General features: G+C 50.6%; 13 protein-coding genes, 2 tRNA genes and 1 rRNA gene (1 of these 16 cut by a window edge). All 16 read right to left on the bottom strand.

Translation table 11 applies throughout. The features are described 5' to 3' along the window. A 16S ribosomal RNA gene (locus tag DXD92_RS10080) occupies positions 1 to 16 on the bottom strand (it extends 1,517 nt beyond the left edge of the window). 259 nt (positions 17 to 275) lie between these two features. Then, positions 276 to 365: transfer RNA gene (locus DXD92_RS10075), tRNA-Ser, on the bottom strand. Between the two features lie 48 nt (positions 366 to 413). Beyond that, positions 414 to 499: transfer RNA gene (locus tag DXD92_RS10070), tRNA-Ser, on the bottom strand. A gap of 250 nt (positions 500 to 749) precedes the next feature. Next, on the bottom strand, positions 750 to 1,478 hold the full coding sequence (gene ispD, locus DXD92_RS10065; protein WP_117761648.1) for a 2-C-methyl-D-erythritol 4-phosphate cytidylyltransferase: 729 nt from the start codon (positions 1,476 to 1,478) through the stop codon (positions 750 to 752). A 79-nt stretch (positions 1,479 to 1,557) separates the two neighbouring features. Then, on the bottom strand, positions 1,558 to 2,583 hold the full coding sequence (gene tsaD, locus DXD92_RS10060) for a tRNA (adenosine(37)-N6)-threonylcarbamoyltransferase complex transferase subunit TsaD (RefSeq protein WP_022462650.1): 1,026 nt from the start codon (positions 2,581 to 2,583) through the stop codon (positions 1,558 to 1,560). Beyond that, on the bottom strand, positions 2,576 to 3,499 hold the full coding sequence (locus DXD92_RS10055) for a ribonuclease Z (protein WP_117761647.1): 924 nt from the start codon (positions 3,497 to 3,499) through the stop codon (positions 2,576 to 2,578). Before DXD92_RS10055 ends, tsaD begins: the two co-directional genes overlap by 8 nt. 137 nt (positions 3,500 to 3,636) lie before the next feature. Next, a complete protein-coding gene (gene trpA, locus DXD92_RS10050) occupies positions 3,637 to 4,419 on the bottom strand; it encodes a tryptophan synthase subunit alpha (protein ID WP_117804941.1) in 783 nt (260 codons plus the stop codon). After that, positions 4,412 to 5,596 carry a tryptophan synthase subunit beta gene (trpB, locus tag DXD92_RS10045; protein ID WP_022462653.1) on the bottom strand — a complete coding sequence of 395 codons (1,185 nt, stop codon included), beginning with the start codon at positions 5,594 to 5,596 and terminating at the stop codon, positions 4,412 to 4,414. The genes trpA and trpB overlap by 8 nt, the downstream gene beginning before the upstream one ends. Further along, the gene (locus tag DXD92_RS10040; protein WP_118640487.1) at positions 5,589 to 6,197 is read right to left on the bottom strand and encodes a phosphoribosylanthranilate isomerase; all 609 of its coding nucleotides are present in this window, start codon (positions 6,195 to 6,197) and stop codon (positions 5,589 to 5,591) included. The genes trpB and DXD92_RS10040 overlap by 8 nt, the downstream gene beginning before the upstream one ends. A gap of 53 nt (positions 6,198 to 6,250) precedes the next feature. Further along, positions 6,251 to 7,033, bottom strand: a complete 783-nt coding sequence (trpC, locus tag DXD92_RS10035) for an indole-3-glycerol phosphate synthase TrpC (protein WP_117804940.1) — start codon at positions 7,031 to 7,033, stop codon at positions 6,251 to 6,253. A gap of 4 nt (positions 7,034 to 7,037) precedes the next feature. Then, a complete protein-coding gene (trpD, locus tag DXD92_RS10030; RefSeq protein ID WP_118640486.1) occupies positions 7,038 to 8,057 on the bottom strand; it encodes an anthranilate phosphoribosyltransferase in 1,020 nt (339 codons plus the stop codon). A gap of 34 nt (positions 8,058 to 8,091) precedes the next feature. After that, positions 8,092 to 8,664, bottom strand: coding sequence for an anthranilate synthase component II (locus DXD92_RS10025; protein ID WP_022462657.1), 573 nt, complete (start codon positions 8,662 to 8,664; stop codon positions 8,092 to 8,094). After that, positions 8,661 to 10,202, bottom strand: coding sequence for an anthranilate synthase component I (trpE, locus tag DXD92_RS10020; RefSeq protein WP_117804938.1), 1,542 nt, complete (start codon positions 10,200 to 10,202; stop codon positions 8,661 to 8,663). The genes DXD92_RS10025 and trpE overlap by 4 nt, the downstream gene beginning before the upstream one ends. A 436-nt stretch (positions 10,203 to 10,638) precedes the next feature. Continuing rightward, positions 10,639 to 11,415, bottom strand: a complete 777-nt coding sequence (locus DXD92_RS10015) for a hypothetical protein (RefSeq protein WP_117804937.1) — start codon at positions 11,413 to 11,415, stop codon at positions 10,639 to 10,641. A gap of 3 nt (positions 11,416 to 11,418) precedes the next feature. Next, positions 11,419 to 12,666, bottom strand: a complete 1,248-nt coding sequence (locus tag DXD92_RS10010; RefSeq protein WP_117804936.1) for a DUF5716 family protein — start codon at positions 12,664 to 12,666, stop codon at positions 11,419 to 11,421. Next, positions 12,648 to 16,223, bottom strand: coding sequence for a DUF5717 family protein (locus tag DXD92_RS10005; protein ID WP_147342479.1), 3,576 nt, complete (start codon positions 16,221 to 16,223; stop codon positions 12,648 to 12,650). The genes DXD92_RS10010 and DXD92_RS10005 overlap by 19 nt, the downstream gene beginning before the upstream one ends. Positions 16,224 to 16,278 lie beyond the last annotated feature (55 nt).

Here is a 16,278-nt window from a genome sequence, read left to right as displayed (position 1 = left end):
TTAAGCACGCCGCCAGCGTTCATCCTGAGCCAGGATCAAACTCTCTGATAAAAGATTTGTTCCAAGTTCAAAATCAACATACTAGCTAATTTATCCCTTTTACTGTTTTAAAGAATCTTTCGATCGTTTTGAATTACTTATTCAGAACTTTCGAGGATGTGTTTCATTGTTTAATTATCAAGGTTCTTCACTGTTCTCTCGGTCAGCAACTCGTTTATTTTATCAAACTCATTTGCATTTGTCAAGAACTTTTTTCAACTTTTTTCAAAGTCGAGCGGAGAAGGAGGGATTTGAACCCTCGCGCCGCTATTAACGACCTACTCCCTTTCCAGGGGAGCCCCTTCAGCCAGCTTGGGTACTTCTCCATAGTTTGCCTGATTCATAATCAGATATTCAATTAACTGAGTTTTGAGCGGAGAGGGTGGGATTCGAACCCACGCGCCCTTTCGGACAAACGGTTTTCAAGACCGCCTCGTTATGACCGCTTCGATACCTCTCCGTGTGTGAATTCAAATCTCGGTAACTCCCGAAATCATCTCAGTTTTTGGCTTGTCAGCTTTGCGTTTTTATCTCTCTCGCTCAGCGACATTCGTTATTATATCAGCAGTGTTTCAGAATGTCAACCACTTTTTTGAATTTTTTTTACATTTTTTTCAATTTCTTTTTCGTTTTCGCTGTTTTTCCCCGTTTTGCAATTCACACATTTATTTTTATCTATTTATAGTTTGCTTTCTGTATTTTGCTTTTTTCTATTTTTCTGCCAGAAAGCTCTCTGCAACGAGCAGATCCTCCGGTGTTGTGATTTTTATATTTTCATAGCCGCCTTTTACCATCACTGATGCGATTCCCATCTCCTGCTCCACAACCATGGCATCGTCGGTGATTCCTTCTGTGGAATGCTGCATCAGTTTTTCGAATGCCGGAAACAGAAGCTCTGCTGCAAAGGCCTGCGGGGTCTGTGCCTGCCATACGAGATCTCTTCGCGGGCTTTCCCTGATTTTTCCGTTTTCATCGGTAAGCTTGATGGTATCCTTGACCGGCATGCCAAGGACACAGGCTTTTTCTTCTTTTACACATGCGCAGAGACGTTCCAGCATTTCCTGGTTTAAAAACGGGCGGGCGCCATCGTGAATCAGAACGTAATCGGTCTTCTGCTCCTGTTCGCTTTCCAGGCTTTTCAGCGTCTGCAATGCTTTCCAGACAGATTCATACCGTTCCCTTCCGCCTGCGCATACGGAAACAGTTTTCTTAATTCCATATTTTTCGATAATCTCTTTCTGACAGTATTCTATTTTATCCGCACCTGTCACAAGAATGATCTGGTCAATCTCCGGCGAATGTTCAAAAACCTCCAGCGCGTAAACCACGACTGGTTTTCCTCCGATTTCCAGAAACTGTTTTGCTACGCTTCCGCCCATCCGGGTTCCCTTTCCGGCTGCCAGGACAACCACAGTGTATTTTTCTTTCTTCTCGCTCATCTTTTCCTCCGTTTTCTACAAATGCAAAAACTCCGCAGCAGATCTCTCTTCTCCGTTCTGCTGCGGAAGTTTCTTTTTCTTATCGTTCTCCAAGCTTCAGGTTCGGTACGGCATTCAGGTCCCAGCCGTGGCGGGTTCCCTTCTGGTACTCGTAGTAAGCTGCCACACCGATCATGGCCGCATTGTCGGTACAGAAGATCGGGGACGGACGGTAAAAGCGGATGCCCTCTTTTTCACATGCTGCTTCCATCGCCGCGCGGAGTGCCCCGTTCGATGCAACGCCGCCGGCGATCGCCAGACGGTCCATATGGTAATCTTTGGCCGCACGGATGGCATTATCCACCAGAACGTCCACAACGGCCTGCTGGAAGGACGCAGCGATGTCTGCTTCGACAATTGGTTCGCCTGTCATCCGGCATTTGTTCAGATGGTTTAAAACGGCAGATTTTACGCCGCTGAAGCTGAAGTCATACGGCGCATCCTCCATGTGGGCACGCGGGAAGTCGATGGCGTGCGGGTTTCCTTCTTTTGCCAGCTTGTCGATCTTCGGTCCGCCCGGATAGCCGAGTCCGATGGCACGGGCTACCTTGTCGAAGGCTTCTCCGGCTGCGTCGTCTCTCGTTCTTCCGAGGATTTCGAAAGAACCGTAATCTTTTACAATGACAAGATGGGTATGGCCTCCGGAGATGATTTCACACAGGAACGGCGGCTCCAGATCCGGGTGTTCGATATAGTTCGCCGAGACGTGGCCTTCAATATGGTGAACGCCGACCAGCGGTTTCTTTTTTGCATAGGCGATCGCTTTTGCCTCTGCCACGCCGACGAGAAGTGCGCCGACAAGACCAGGGCCGTACGTAACACCGATCGCATCGATATCATCCAGAGTGACATCGGCTTCTTTTAAGGCCGCTTCTACAACCTGGTTGATTTTTTCGATATGTTTTCTGGATGCAATTTCCGGCACAACACCGCCATACAGGGTATGGATGGCGATCTGGGATGAAATAATGTTAGACAGCACACATCTTCCGTTTTTCACGACGGAGGCTGCGGTTTCATCGCAGGAGCTCTCAATTGCAAGAATCAGGGTATCTTTTTCACTCATTTTTCGTTTCCTCTTCAAATAACAGTTCTACTGATCTTCCGTCTTTTCCAAGCTCTGCGGCCGGGAAAATCTTCTGTACCTCATCCATGTACCGCTGCGGGCCGACGAGCGACGGGGAAAAGTGGGTCAGCCACATTTCGGCAACCTCGGCATCTTTTGCCAGTTTTGCCGCCTCGTAGAAGGTCATATGCTTAAATTCTTTTGCTTTTGCCTGTTTTTCCGGCTCGCCGTACATTCCCTCGCAGATGAAAAGGTCGGAGCCTTTCGCATGTTCGGAGATCGACGGAATCGGGCGGGTATCGGTGCAGTAGGTCACCTTCAGTCCCTTTCTGGCAGGGCCGAGGACCATGTCCGGCGTATACGTCTTTCCATCCAGGGTGACAGTCTCGCCTTTCTGCAGCGGATTCCAGCATTTAATCGGAATTTCCTGTGCTTTAGCGCGCTCCACATCGAATTTTCCCTTGCGGGAGATTTCCAGCGAATAGCCGTAGCAGGTGATATTGTGCTGCACGCGGAAGGCTGTGATTTTGTAGCCGTTCATCTCGATCACTTCCTCCGGCGCTGTCACCTCGTGAAATACAATCGGGAACGGCAGCTCCGGGCAGATGACACGCAGTGAATTGACGACGCGCTCCAGGCCTTTTGGGCCGATCATGGTCAGCGGTTCTCTCCGGTCAGTGTTTCCCATCGTCAGGAGAAGTCCTGGAAGGCCGCTGATGTGGTCTGCGTGGTAATGGGTGAAGCAGATGGCATCAATCGGCTTAAAGGTCCAGCCTTTTTCCTTGATGGCAACCTGGGTTCCCTCGCCGCAGTCGATCAGAAGGCTGCTTCCGTTGTATCGGGTCATCAGGGCGGTCAGGCGTCTGCCTGGCAGAGGCATCATACCGCCTGTTCCCAGTAAACATACATCTAACACGTTTTTCCTCCATATTCTATCCGGCTTTTTCGAAAGCCGGTCAGGTATTTTACGTTGAAAAAGCGTGTCCAAAACGGTTTGTTTCAGACACGCTCTCATCTTAACACAGTTTTTTCAAACACGCAATGACGCGGGTTTTATTTATTTGCTGTCATGACAGCTTCCTTCATCATGCGGACATACGTATAGATGTGCTGCTCCGCATGAGTGCCGTACTTCGCAATCATTTTGACGATAGCGCTTCCGACGATGACACCGTCCGCAATTTTTGCAATGTTGGCCGCCTGATCGGTCGTGTTGATGCCGAAGCCTACGGCTACCGGAATATCGGTTACTTTGCGGATTGCGGCGATCATGGAATCGAGGTCTGTCTTGATCTCGCTTCTGACACCGGTAACGCCCAGAGACGATACGAGGTAGATAAAACCTTCGGCGTCTGCGGCAATTTTCTGGATGCGCTGCTCAGACGTCGGCGCAATCAGGGAAATGACATCTACCTGATGGCTGCGCGCAATATCGTTTAATTCGCCTTTTTCCTCATACGGCATATCCGGGATGATGATGCCATTGATGCCGACTTCCTCGCATTTTGTAAAGAACGGCTCGTATCCGTAATGGAACACCGGGTTTAAGTAGGTCATAAACACCAGCGGAATGTCTGTTTTTTTGCGCACGGAGGCTACCATATCGAAAATTTTATCGGTGGTGGTTCCGGCTTTTAAGGAACGGAGGTCTGCCTCCTGGATGACAACGCCCTCGGCGATCGGATCGGAAAACGGGATTCCGATCTCGATCAGGTCTGCGCCTGCTTTTTCGAGCTCCAGAATATAATTCTCTGTTTTTTCAATGTTCGGATCTCCGGCTGTCAGAAACGGAATGAATGCTTTGCCGTTTGAAAATGCTTCTGTTACTTTACTCATGAAGGTCCCTCCCTCTGTATCTTGCAATGGCTGCTACGTCTTTGTCTCCGCGTCCGGACAGACAGATGATGATGGAGTCTTCCGGATCAAATTCTTTTGCGATCTTCATCGCATGGGCTACTGCATGGGCACTCTCGATCGCACAGATGATACCCTCGGTTCTTGCGAGGTATTCAAAAGCTTCTACTGCCTCATCGTCCGTTACCGGAACGTATTCGGCGCGGCCGATGTCATGCAGATATGCATGCTCCGGTCCAATGCCCGGGTAGTCAAGGCCTGCGGAAATCGAGTAAACCGGTGCGATCTGACCGTATTTATCCTGGCAGAAGTAGGATTTCATACCGTGGAAGACGCCGAGTGTTCCGGTTGCAATGGTTGCTGCAGTCTCTGCGGTGTTGACGCCACGTCCTGCTGCCTCGCATCCAATCAGGCGGACATTTTTGTCATTGATGAAGTTATAGAACATACCCATCGCATTGCTTCCGCCGCCGACGCATGCCATGACGGCTTTCGGGAGTTTTCCTTCTTTTTCGAGGATCTGCTCTCTTGCCTCTTTGCTGATGACAGCCTGGAAATCGCGGACGATGGTCGGGAACGGATGCGGGCCCATAACGGAACCGAGAACGTAGTGGGTGTCATCGACACGTGATACCCACTCGCGCATCGCCTCATTGACGGCATCTTTTAAGGTCATAGTTCCGGTGGTAACGGCATTTACTTTTGCACCGAGAAGCTCCATCCGGTATACATTGAGGGCCTGACGGTCAGTGTCTTCTTTTCCCATGAAGATCTCACACTCAAGTCCCATCAGCGCTGCTGCCGTTGCGGTTGCCACACCGTGCTGGCCGGCTCCGGTCTCTGCGATGACACGGGTTTTTCCCATTCTTTTTGCGAGGAGGCACTGTCCGAGCACGTTGTTGATTTTGTGGGCTCCGGTGTGGTTCAGATCCTCTCGTTTGAGGTAAATTTTTGCTCCGCCGAGATCCTTTGTCATTTTCTCTGCGTAGTAGAGAAGGGACGGGCGGCCCGCGTAATTTTTCAGCAGGTCATCGAGTTCCTGGCAGAACTCCGGATCGTTTTTATAATAATTGTACTGTTTTTCCAGATTGATAATTTCATTCATCAGAGTTTCCGGTATGTACTGGCCTCCGTGAATACCAAATCTTCCGTCAGACATGTCTTATCCTCCTTATGCATTCTGTGATTTTTTTCGGGTCCTTTACGCCGTCTGTCTCGACACCGCTGCTGATGTCGACGGCGAAGGGATGTGTCTGTAAAATCGCCTGTTCCACATTTTCGGCGTTCAGGCCTCCCGCAAGGAAATACGGGCGGTCCATGTTTCTGATCAGTGACCAGTCGAACGATTCGCCGGTACCGCCTTTTCCGTGGTCGAGAAGGATGTAATCGGCGCTGCTTTTTTTCGCCTTTTCGACGTCCTCCCTGGTTTTGATGGAAAATGCCTTGATCAGTTCCCCGCCGGTGCGAAACCGGAGCGAATGGATATATTCTTCACTCTCATTTCCGTGGAGCTGTGCCAGATCGATGACGCCCTCTTCGAGGTATCCTGCGACAATCGCCGGAAGCTCGTTCACAAAGACGCCGACCGCCTGGATTTCGGGATCCAGATAGCACCGCAGCGTCACGGCATGTTCTTTTGTAATCTGTCTGCGGCTTTTTGCAAAGACAAAGCCGACATATTCGGGCTTCAGCTCATTCACCGCATCGATGTCTTCCAGCCGTGTGAGCCCGCAGATTTTGATTCTGGTCTGTTCTTCCATAACGTTTGACTCCCCGTGCGCTCTGTTTTGTTTTGCGCACTTACGTTACCACTTTAACACATTGAAGAGAGTTTTTCAAGCTCTGCTTTTTTGTTGCTGCTCCGCATCAGCGTTTCGCCGATCAGAACGGCATCGGTTTTATTCTGATACAGTCTTCCGACATCCTCCGGCGTTTTGATGCCGCTCTCGGATACGAAAACAATGTTTTCCGGGACAAGCTCCCGCAGCCGCTCACTGTTGTGGATATCGACCGTGAAATCTTTTAAGTTGCGGTTGTTGACGCCGATGATCCTTGCTCCGGCGCGCATGGCCCGTGCAACCTCCGCCTCATCGTGGGCTTCCACAAGAGCGGAAAGGCCGAGGGAATGCGCTGTTTCCAGATATTCTTTTAAGGTTTCCTCCGGCAGCAGCGCACAGATCAGAAGGACAGCGGTGGCTCCGAGCACCTTTGCCTCGTAGATCATATAGGGATCCACGGTAAAATCTTTCCGCAGAACCGGGATGGATACGGTTTCTGCAATTTTTTTTAAATAACGCTTGTCGCCTTTGAAGTATTCCGGCTCGGTCAGGCAGGAAATGGCGGAGGCACCGGCCGTTTCATATTCCTTTGCGATCTCCAGATAGGGGAAATCTTCTGCGATGATGCCCTTCGATGGGGAGGCTTTTTTTACCTCGCAGATAAAGGACATGCCCGGCTTTTTCAGCGCCTGTTCAAATGGGAATCCGGTGTCCGGGTTCATCGCCGTTGCTTTTTCTTTCATTTCTGCAAGAGAACACTTCTCTTTTTCTGCAGCGACACGTTTTCTTGTGGCTTCTGCAATCGTTTCCAGTATCATATGTTTATTCCTCTTCTGCCAATTTGTTGGTGAGTGACACAAACTCTTCGAGTTTTTTCTGTGCTTTTCCGCTGTCGATCAGCTCCTCTGCCAGTTTTACAGCATCCTGCATCGGGATTTCTTTTGCTGCATGAAGGGCTGCGGCGGCATTCAGGACAACAGCGTCTCTTGCCGGGCCTTTCTTTCCTGCAAGAATTTCTTTCGTAATTTCAGCATTCTCCTGCGGAGTTCCGCCGACCAGCTCTTCTTTGGTGCAGCGGGTCATGCCGAACTCTTCCGGTGTGATGACGTATTCCTCAAACGTTCCGTCCTTGATCTCGCAGACGCTTGTCGGTGCGCTTAAGGAAATTTCATCGAGGCAGTCCTGGCCGTAGACAACCATGCCGCGTTTGACACCAAGATTGAAGAGAACTTCTGCCATCGGGCGGACAAGTGCTTCCTCGTAGACACCCATCACCTGCATCGTGGCTGCTGCCGGGTTGGTCAGCGGTCCGAGGATGTTGAAAATGGTCCGGATGCCGAGCATCTTGCGGACCGGTGCCACGTATTTCATGGACATGTGGTATTTCTGTGCGAACAGGAAACAGATTCCAAGTTTTTCCAGAACTTCTTTGTTTTTCTCCGGTTCCAGGTCGATTTTGACGCCGAGCGCTTCGAGACAGTCGGCTGCGCCGGATTTGCTCGATGCGGCGCGGTTTCCGTGTTTTGCAACTGCGACGCCGCCTGCAGAGATCACAAGGGATGCTGTTGTGGAGATGTTGAAGGAATTGGATCTATCTCCGCCGGTTCCGACGATTTCCAGAACATCCTTGTCATGTTCCATATGAACACCGTGCTTTCTCATGCCGTTGGCACATGCGGTGATCTCTTCGATTGTCTCGCCTTTCATCGTCATGGCAGTTAAAAATGCGCTGATCTGGATCGGATCGGCTTTTCCTCCCATGATTTCATCCATGGCGCCCTCTGCCATCTCGTAGGTTAAGTTCTCTTTATTTACCAGTTTTACAATCGCTTCCCGAATCATATTCTGTTCCTCTCTTTCTTTGCTGTCCTGTGATCTATCTTGTAATTTTTAAGAAGTTTTCTACCATCTGTCTGCCCTGCGGGGTCAGAATGGATTCCGGATGAAACTGGACTCCGTAGATCTTTTTCTCACTGTCCTCGACTGCCATGACCTCGCCGTCTGCAGTTCTTGCCGTTACCTTTAAGGTTTCCGGCAGTGTCGCTTCATCAGCTGCGAGGGAATGGTATCTTGCAACCGGAACGGTTTCCGGCAGCCCCTGGAATAATTCCGAGGTAAGATCCAGCGTTGTCTCGGACTGTTTGCCGTGCATCAGCTGTTTCGCATAGGTGACGGTCGCGCCGTACGCGGCACAGATTGCCTGATGGCCGAGGCAGACACCGAGGATCGGGATCTCGCCGCCTAATTTTTCTACAATCTCCATGCATCGGCCTGCCTGCTCCGGACGGCCCGGTCCAGGAGATAAAATGATGGATGCCGGTGCCAGTGCGCAGATTTCGTCGATCGTCATCTCATCGTTCCGGATGACCTTCATGTCCGGATTGATCGAACCGGCGAGCTGATACAGGTTATAGGAAAAACTGTCATAATTATCTACCAGCAGTATCATAAGTTACTTCCTCCTTCTGCCTCTGCAAGTGCGACCATCACGGCCTTTGCTTTGTTGATGCATTCCTGATACTCTTTTTCCGGTACGCTGTCGGCTACAATGCCGGCACCGGAGCGGACGAACACTTTTCCGTTTTTCTTAAACGCAAGCCGGATTGCGATGCAGGTGTCCATATTTCCGGTGAAATCCAGATAGCCGATCGCACCGCCGTAAATGCCGCGCTTGTTGTTTTCCAGCTCGTTGATGATCTGGCAGGCACGGAGCTTTGGTGCACCGGAGAGGGTTCCGGCCGGGAGAACGGAATCGATGGCATCGACTGCGGTCTTGTCTTTCCGAAGCTGTCCTTTTACAGTGGAACCGATGTGCATGACGTGGGAGTAACGCTCGATTGACATGTATTTTTCTACTTCCACGGTTCCGAAATCACAGATCTTTCCGAGATCGTTTCTTCCCAGATCAACCAGCATGTTGTGCTCGGCACGCTCTTTTTCATCGGCGAGGAGTTCTTTTTCCAGCCGCTGGTCTTCTTCATAGCTCTTTCCTCTCGGCCGCGTTCCGGCAAGCGGGAAGGTCCGGACCTCTCCGTCCTCGACTTTTACGAGAGTTTCCGGGGATGCACCGGCGATCTCGACATCATCACTCGAGAAGTAGAACATGTACGGCGACGGATTCGTCGTGCGGAGAACGCGGTACGTATCGAGGAGGCTTCCCTCAAAATCAGCTTCGAGCCGGTTGGAGAGAACGAGCTGGAAGAGGTCTCCCTCGTGGATATAATGTTTGACCTGCTCGACTTTCTCACAGTACGCTTTCTCATCGAAGAGCGGGCGGAACTCGGATTTCAGGTGGCCGGCTTTCGTCTCGGCCGGTTTTCCGAAGCGGATCAGCTCTTCCATTTTTTCGAGTTCCTGTACGGCTTTTTCGTAATTTTCTTCGAGATTTTCGGTTTCGATATTAATCATCAGTACGATTTTCTGACGGTAATTATCATAGGCGATGACCTTATCGAACAGCATCAGGTCAACATCTTTGAAATGTTCCTGATCTTCTGCGTCCAGCTTTAAGGTCGGCTCGCTGTACTTGATGTAATCGTAAGAGAAGTATCCGACGAGGCCGCCAGTGAAGGTCGGCAGTGTCGCGATCTTCGGACTTTTATTTTTCTCAATCAGGGTTTTGATGACGGCTCCCGGATGGGCTGTCTTTGCGGTCAGCCGGATCTGTCCGGTCGGAAGCTGTTCTTTGCGGCTTTCCGGAATATCTTCTACTTTTTTCATCTCTGCCGCATCGGCGGTGATTGTCAGGTTTCCGTTGACACAGGTGAGTTCCAGCGACGGATCGTAGCCGAGAAAGGTGTATCTTCCCCACTGTTTTTTATCCTCCACGCTTTCGAGCATGTAGCAGTGGCTGCTGACGCCCTGCAGGACTTTCAGTGTTTCTACTGGTGTACGGATATCCGAATAAATTTCTCTGCTTACCGGGATTTTCCGAAAAGCTCCCGATGCGGCTGCTTTTGAAATTTCTTCTAACGTCATCTGTTTCATCTTGTTATCTCCTCTCCTTGTGTCTGCAAAGGCTGTCATCAACACTGGTCCTCAGAACCAATTTCTGATATACAAAAAACCGCCCCCGGCAAAGAATCACTTTGTTCTTTGCCAAGGGCGGGTATATTTTTATACTCGTGGTGCCACCTTGTTTTGCGATTGCTCACACGCTCTGCAGAATACGATCATATTCCTGGCAACTAACGTATGCCTGCACGTTACAGAATACTCAGACGGTTTCCCGCTTTTCCCTGTACCCTCCGTGGTCCATTTGCTGATCCGCTTTCTGTCCGGCTTCCACCTGCCCGGGCTCTCTGTGAGTGCGCTTCCAACGTTATCTCCACTTCATCGGTTTCGAAGTATTTATTTTTTTCTTATGGGCCGTATTATAGTCCCATTCTTTTTTGCTGTCAAGTAATTTTTTTGTTCTTTTTGTTCAAAGTCCGGTATTTTTATGATATTCCCGTGTCCACGCCGCAAGAGCTTCGTCCAGATCGCGCGGGAGCTCGACCTGCATTGCCTCGGTGATCTGGCGGTCCATCTCCCGTTTCGTCTCGGCATCCACTTTCCGCTCGGTGCACATCTGCTCATAGGCGTCCTGTCCTTTGCTCATGTAGACCGCAAACAGCCAGCTCTTTAACGATGCTTTCGTGTGCAGCTCTTCATTTGCTTTCTGAAAGCACATAAGTGCTTCATTCATCTGGAACAGACTTGCGTAGGCACAGCCCATGTTGTTGTAAATACTTCCGGTGAACTGGCTTCCCATGTTGGTTTCGTTTTCCTCGGTATCTTTCAGCGTTTCCTGGTAAACCTGGATCGCATTGATATATTTTTCGTGGTCGACAAGGTAATCTCCCTTGATTTTTTTCCGCACAATCTCCGGCTGCTCCTCGAACCGTTTCAGGCGCTCATTCATCTCACGGAACTGATCGTGGGAAAGATAATTGATCTCCTTAAAGATCGGCAGGATAAACTCACCGATGTTCTTTTTCTCCTCCAGAAGGACGTAGAGACGCTGGTACAGTCTTCTTAAGTGGAGTTCTTCTTTCATCCACACCAGCAGCTGCTCGTTAATGATGGTCTCGTCCAGCAGATAGATGTTGTGGTACAGATAATAGCACAGTTCCTCGATGGAATATATATTTGTGCTGATGTTGGAAATATAATACGGATTTTTCGCCCGTTTGACCTGACATAAAATATAACCGCTCATCGTTTACACCTCCCCCATCGTCTCGTGCCAGATTTTGTGACTTGCCGGGAACATATCGCCAAAACCTAAATCCTCTGCGGTGATCTGACACGTAACCGGAGAATCATACTCCAGACGCAGACGGATCCGTGTTGTCTTCGGCGGCCGTTTGGGCAGCCCGTCCAGCTTCATGGTATAGCGGTTTCGTTTTCCGCTTTCCATGGAACTTACAACAAATTCCAGCTCCTCCGTTCCGTCGAGGATCAGCTCACATTCTTTTTCTGCTTCATACCAGTTCACACCGGCTGCAATCAGCGCATAGTATGCCGGAGAACCATTGATCGTCATCTCCATGCCGATGTTGTAGCGCACGAGGTCATTTCCGAGGAAGAGATAGCCCTTTAAGCGGCGCTCCTCCACTTTTTCGCGCGCGGAAAAGCAGGCGCCCTGTGCAAACAGGTTCGTTCCGCCGAAGATTCTTCTCTGGTTTTTCTTTAACTGACGCAGAGAGTTGTCGGCCCAGGCAAGGTCGAACTCCTCGCTCACCAGAAATACGCTGGAATAAATTTCATTCCCCATCGCTTCTCCCATCAGATGGCAGAAATCGCGGTCGCGCTCCATCGGCTCGATCGAAAGTGCGGCTTTTGGCCCCCGTTTTACGGCCACAGTTGCCGGCTTCGTTTTACGGCTGATGGAAAGTTCAGAAAACGATGCTTCCTCATCTTTCAGGAAAAACAGACCGACTTTACGGCTCCAGAGCTCCGGCTTCTGGTTCAGCACATGGCAGTAAAAGCTCTCGTCATGCTCCTGCAGGTAGGCTCTGCCGCGCGGCAGTCCGATTATCTTGTATGCTTCACGCACATTTTCCACAAATGGACGGGTCAGATGGCCCGTGGTGATCATCATCGCCTGGATCTGCTGGTCCGGGCGCTCGATGCCGATCATCTTCAATGCTTCGCGAAGGAACGTGCCAAGGACTTCTCCCGGCGTATAATCCCGGTTTTCGATCTGGCAGATGCGGGATCCCATGCAGATCTCGTACAGATTGTCCAGCCAGATGCCGTTTTCCGCGTGAGCAGATTTTTCTGCATCCGGTCCTGTTTTCCACGTTTCCTCATTCCGTTTTTTGGCAATGGCGGTCGGAAATTCCACCGCCTCTTCTCCTTCTTTTACCGGGATGGAGACGGCCGTATGGGTTCCCCTGTCATAGCAGCAGAACTGGGAATATTTCTCTCCAAAATCAAATCCTAAAATTAAATTTTTCTGTTCCATGTCGTATCCTCCTGCTGCTTCTTTTCATCCACAAGTGCAAAACAGTTCCGAACCAGAGCCTCCTGCTGCAGATACTTTTGGAATGCTTCTTCTGCTTTTTCCGAATCTCCTGCCGCGCGCGCTGCTTTCATCTGATTCAGAAGCTGGTACCGCGTCTTTCCTGCTTTTGGTTCGCCGGTCATGGAGACGGTTTTCACCTCTGTTTTTCCCTCACCCTGACGGTTCGTAAAGGTCAGGTAATACTCCATTTTCTCGCCGTAGAACAGCAGAAACTCTTTCACAAAAATGCCCTGATACATATTGCGCATCGGTTCGCTCTTCCATGTTTCTTCGGCGTTTGTCCGGTAATGAATCGTCACCTTTGCCTCCGCTCTCTGGCGCTCCTCGATGAACATGCGGTCGCCGATCTGGAAGCCTTCGGTCAGGTGCTCCGGCAGATCCTTGTAGAAGGCAAAGCGGAGTCCCTGTTTCGTAAACGCCAGAAGCAGGGTATGCGCCTCTTTTTCTTCCTCCTCAGAAAGCTGCGGCTTCGTGGAAAGATGTTTCAACATCGCAAGATGGCAGATCTCGTCCAGCTCCCAGCCCTGTTTCCAGGCGCGGTCCAAGTAGTCAAACATCTGATCCGAAAGCGGTTTTCCGTCCATAAAATAGCCGATCGCAAGATACGTCAGGTATGCCAGAATGACATGCTCTTTTCCGCTCTGACGGATGTAGCTCTCCAGCATTTCCTGCTCCCACTTCGGGTGGCTGCGCACAAAGACGGACCAGGTCAGAATGCGCTCCTCCAGCTTGTCGCTCTCCATCTGGAAGCCGCGGATTTTATCCCATAAACTGCACATATCCTCAATAGAACCGGTGAAATAATCTCTCAGATAGCACAATACAATTTCATCGTAGATGCCCTGTTTTACCACGTAGGATGCCAGATAGAGAAGCTCCTCGTCCTCTGTAAACTCTTTTTCCAGAATCATCGCATGCGCCAGACGGAAGAGACACGACACCGGGATCTTTTCGTAGCCGTACCGATCCGTCAGGGCAAAGGCGCGGCTGTAACAGCCGTAGCGTACCAGAAGCTCGATCGTAGAAATACGGTCCACCTTTGCGTAAGCGCTGTCCTCCAGCTCTGCAACAGCTGCCTCGGTCTCACGCTCATCCGGATGGGCAAGATAGTATTCCAGCAGTTTCTGACGCACTGTTTTCCGGTAAGCACTGGAAAATGCGCTCGTGCGCGCTGCCTGCTGATACCAGGCAAGATTTTCTGCGGTAAGCTGCATCTCCTCTTCCTGCTCCCCGCACAGGTGCAGCAGCAGACCCGGATTTTCAATGGCAAAACCGCCGCAGGCACGGGCAAGCTCTTCATCCGTAAACAATGGCTCTACGCGGCAGGTTTCTGTCACCGCATATCTTCTGCGCTGCTCATCTTCGAGAAGAATCCGCGCTTTTTTGCCGTACAGACGGATATAAGCACCCCGTTCCGTCATCGGATAGGACGTTTCGCCCGCCATCGCCGGATGGCAGACGATCACACGCGTGATTTTCGGATTTTCACACGTTACATGATGGGTAAACAGCACATTTGCGATCGCTTTTGCGCTGTCGGGATCTTCCGGTTTTTTCAGAAAAGTCCGGTACAGTGCGGCGTATTCGCGGTTCATGCGGCCTTTCTGGATCTGTCTTGCCGTGAAAACCTCCATCGCCGGGCGGTAGCTCTGGAATGTATGGCGGTCTTTTTCGCGGTTTTTAATCACGTTGGCGTAGATCAGCGCTTTCTTCTGGCCTGCCAGTGTGTTGCTGTAGGAGAAATACATCCGGATGACCTGCGGAAGGACCTCGTCGAACGACGCATCCATCGTTTCAATATAGTACTCGTACAGGCGCGTGATACGGATGTTCCGCTCCACGGCTTTTGCATACCACGGGAAATATTCCTTCCGCACCGGGCGGCCCTTCATCACCAGTTTGCAGATGGCTTCGAGCACTTCATCGTATGGAAAACGCTCATAGCCCGCAGTCAGAATCTGATAGACATTCTCATCGAACGTTTTCATCGTCTCTGTAAGATAAGCGGCCCGTTTTAACAGTTCCCCGCTTAAAATGCCTTCTTTCTGCGCAAATTTCAGCACCTGAACGGTGAACGGCGAAATCCGGCGGAGCTGTCCCTCCTGGCGGAGATAGAGCTGTGTCGCATCCAGATACAGAAGCGGGCTCTTGCACCCGCACTCATAGCAAAGTTCCATCGCGTAGAGCTGACGGGTCAGCGACTGCTGCCAGGAATCGTCGGCATCAATGGCAAGCTTTAACAGAAAATAGCTTGCACTCTCCTGCCGCATCAGCGTTCCAAGGCGTGATACCAGCCCGGTATGGCCCACTTCCATTTTCAGCTTCCATGCCAGATACAGGTACGCTCCTTTTTTCTCCGCGGTGTCCAGCAGTTCCTGATGCTCTTTTACGTAAGAAAGCGTTTCTCTTGCTTTTCCGGTTTCCTCATGGCTCTCGTACAGCCATGCTTTTCCCAGCGTCACCCACGCCATGTCTCCGCCGGCTTTTTCGAACTGCTCGATGGCCTCCCAGGTGTCCTGATACCAGGTACGGTAGTCGCGTTTATGGACTGCCAGATCGAGATAGCCGCGCGCGATGGCAGTTATCTGACGGTCGCGCTCCGTATTTTTCCTGCTAGTCACATGCTTTTCGCTGTTTGTCACTTCCAGTTCAAAGCGAAGCTCCTGTTTTCCCTGACGCACCGTAATTCTGCCGTAATGGCGGCCGTTTCCGATTTTCTCCTGATGGATAATGTATTCCACACCGTAGACGCTTCCGATGAAATCTTCTGAAGTGACGACTTTCTTTTCCACTTCCAGAAAGTCTCCCTGCACCTCGATTTCCATGCGGACGTAGCCCCAGGTATTTTTATACAGATACAGTGTTTCCTTGCGCGGCTGGTCCACGGTAAGCACAGTTTTCTCCGGCTGTTCCGCCGAAAGCATCACCGGCTCTTTCTGACCGAGGGCAACCAGAAATTCCTCCAGATGCTGAAATGTCACCGGCTTGTGGGACAGTCCCTGATAAAGTGCCATCTGCTCCGGTGCCTCTTTCTGAAGAAGACGTGCAAACTCTTTTTTTACAAAGAAGCGGTACGCTGCGCCGAAATCATGACTTGCCAGATGCACAAAATCTGCCAGGGAATGAATCTCCTGTCCGGAAATGTTCATTGTCTTTCCCGCAATCGAGACGTGTACCCGCACGCAGCGTTCCTCCAGATTGCTGCTGACGGTGATGTTTCCACAGATTTCATCGCCTGCTTTTAATCCGCTGGTATCCACGCCGTACTCAATCGTACTCGCCGTTCCCTGGAACTGATTTTTCGCCAGAACGATTCTCTGATGATCTGTGGTCACAATTCCTTTTACTCTTCTCCCGTCTTCCGCTCCGATATTCAGCTCTCCGCGGAAATTCTGCCCCTCGTCCAGCGTCAGGGCCACCTCCGTCTCGGACAGCAGCAGATGGGGAACCTCATATTCAAATCTGCCGTTCAGCAGTTGTTCCAATCTTCTTCTCAATGTTTTTCACCTTATTTTATCTAAATCGTTTTCGTTCTTTTCCACAACGTCTGAT

This window comes from Blautia sp. TM10-2 (assembly GCF_003480845.1).
GTDB lineage: Bacteria > Bacillota > Clostridia > Lachnospirales > Lachnospiraceae > Fusicatenibacter > Fusicatenibacter saccharivorans.
This window is presented reverse-complemented; position numbering and strand designations above follow the sequence as displayed.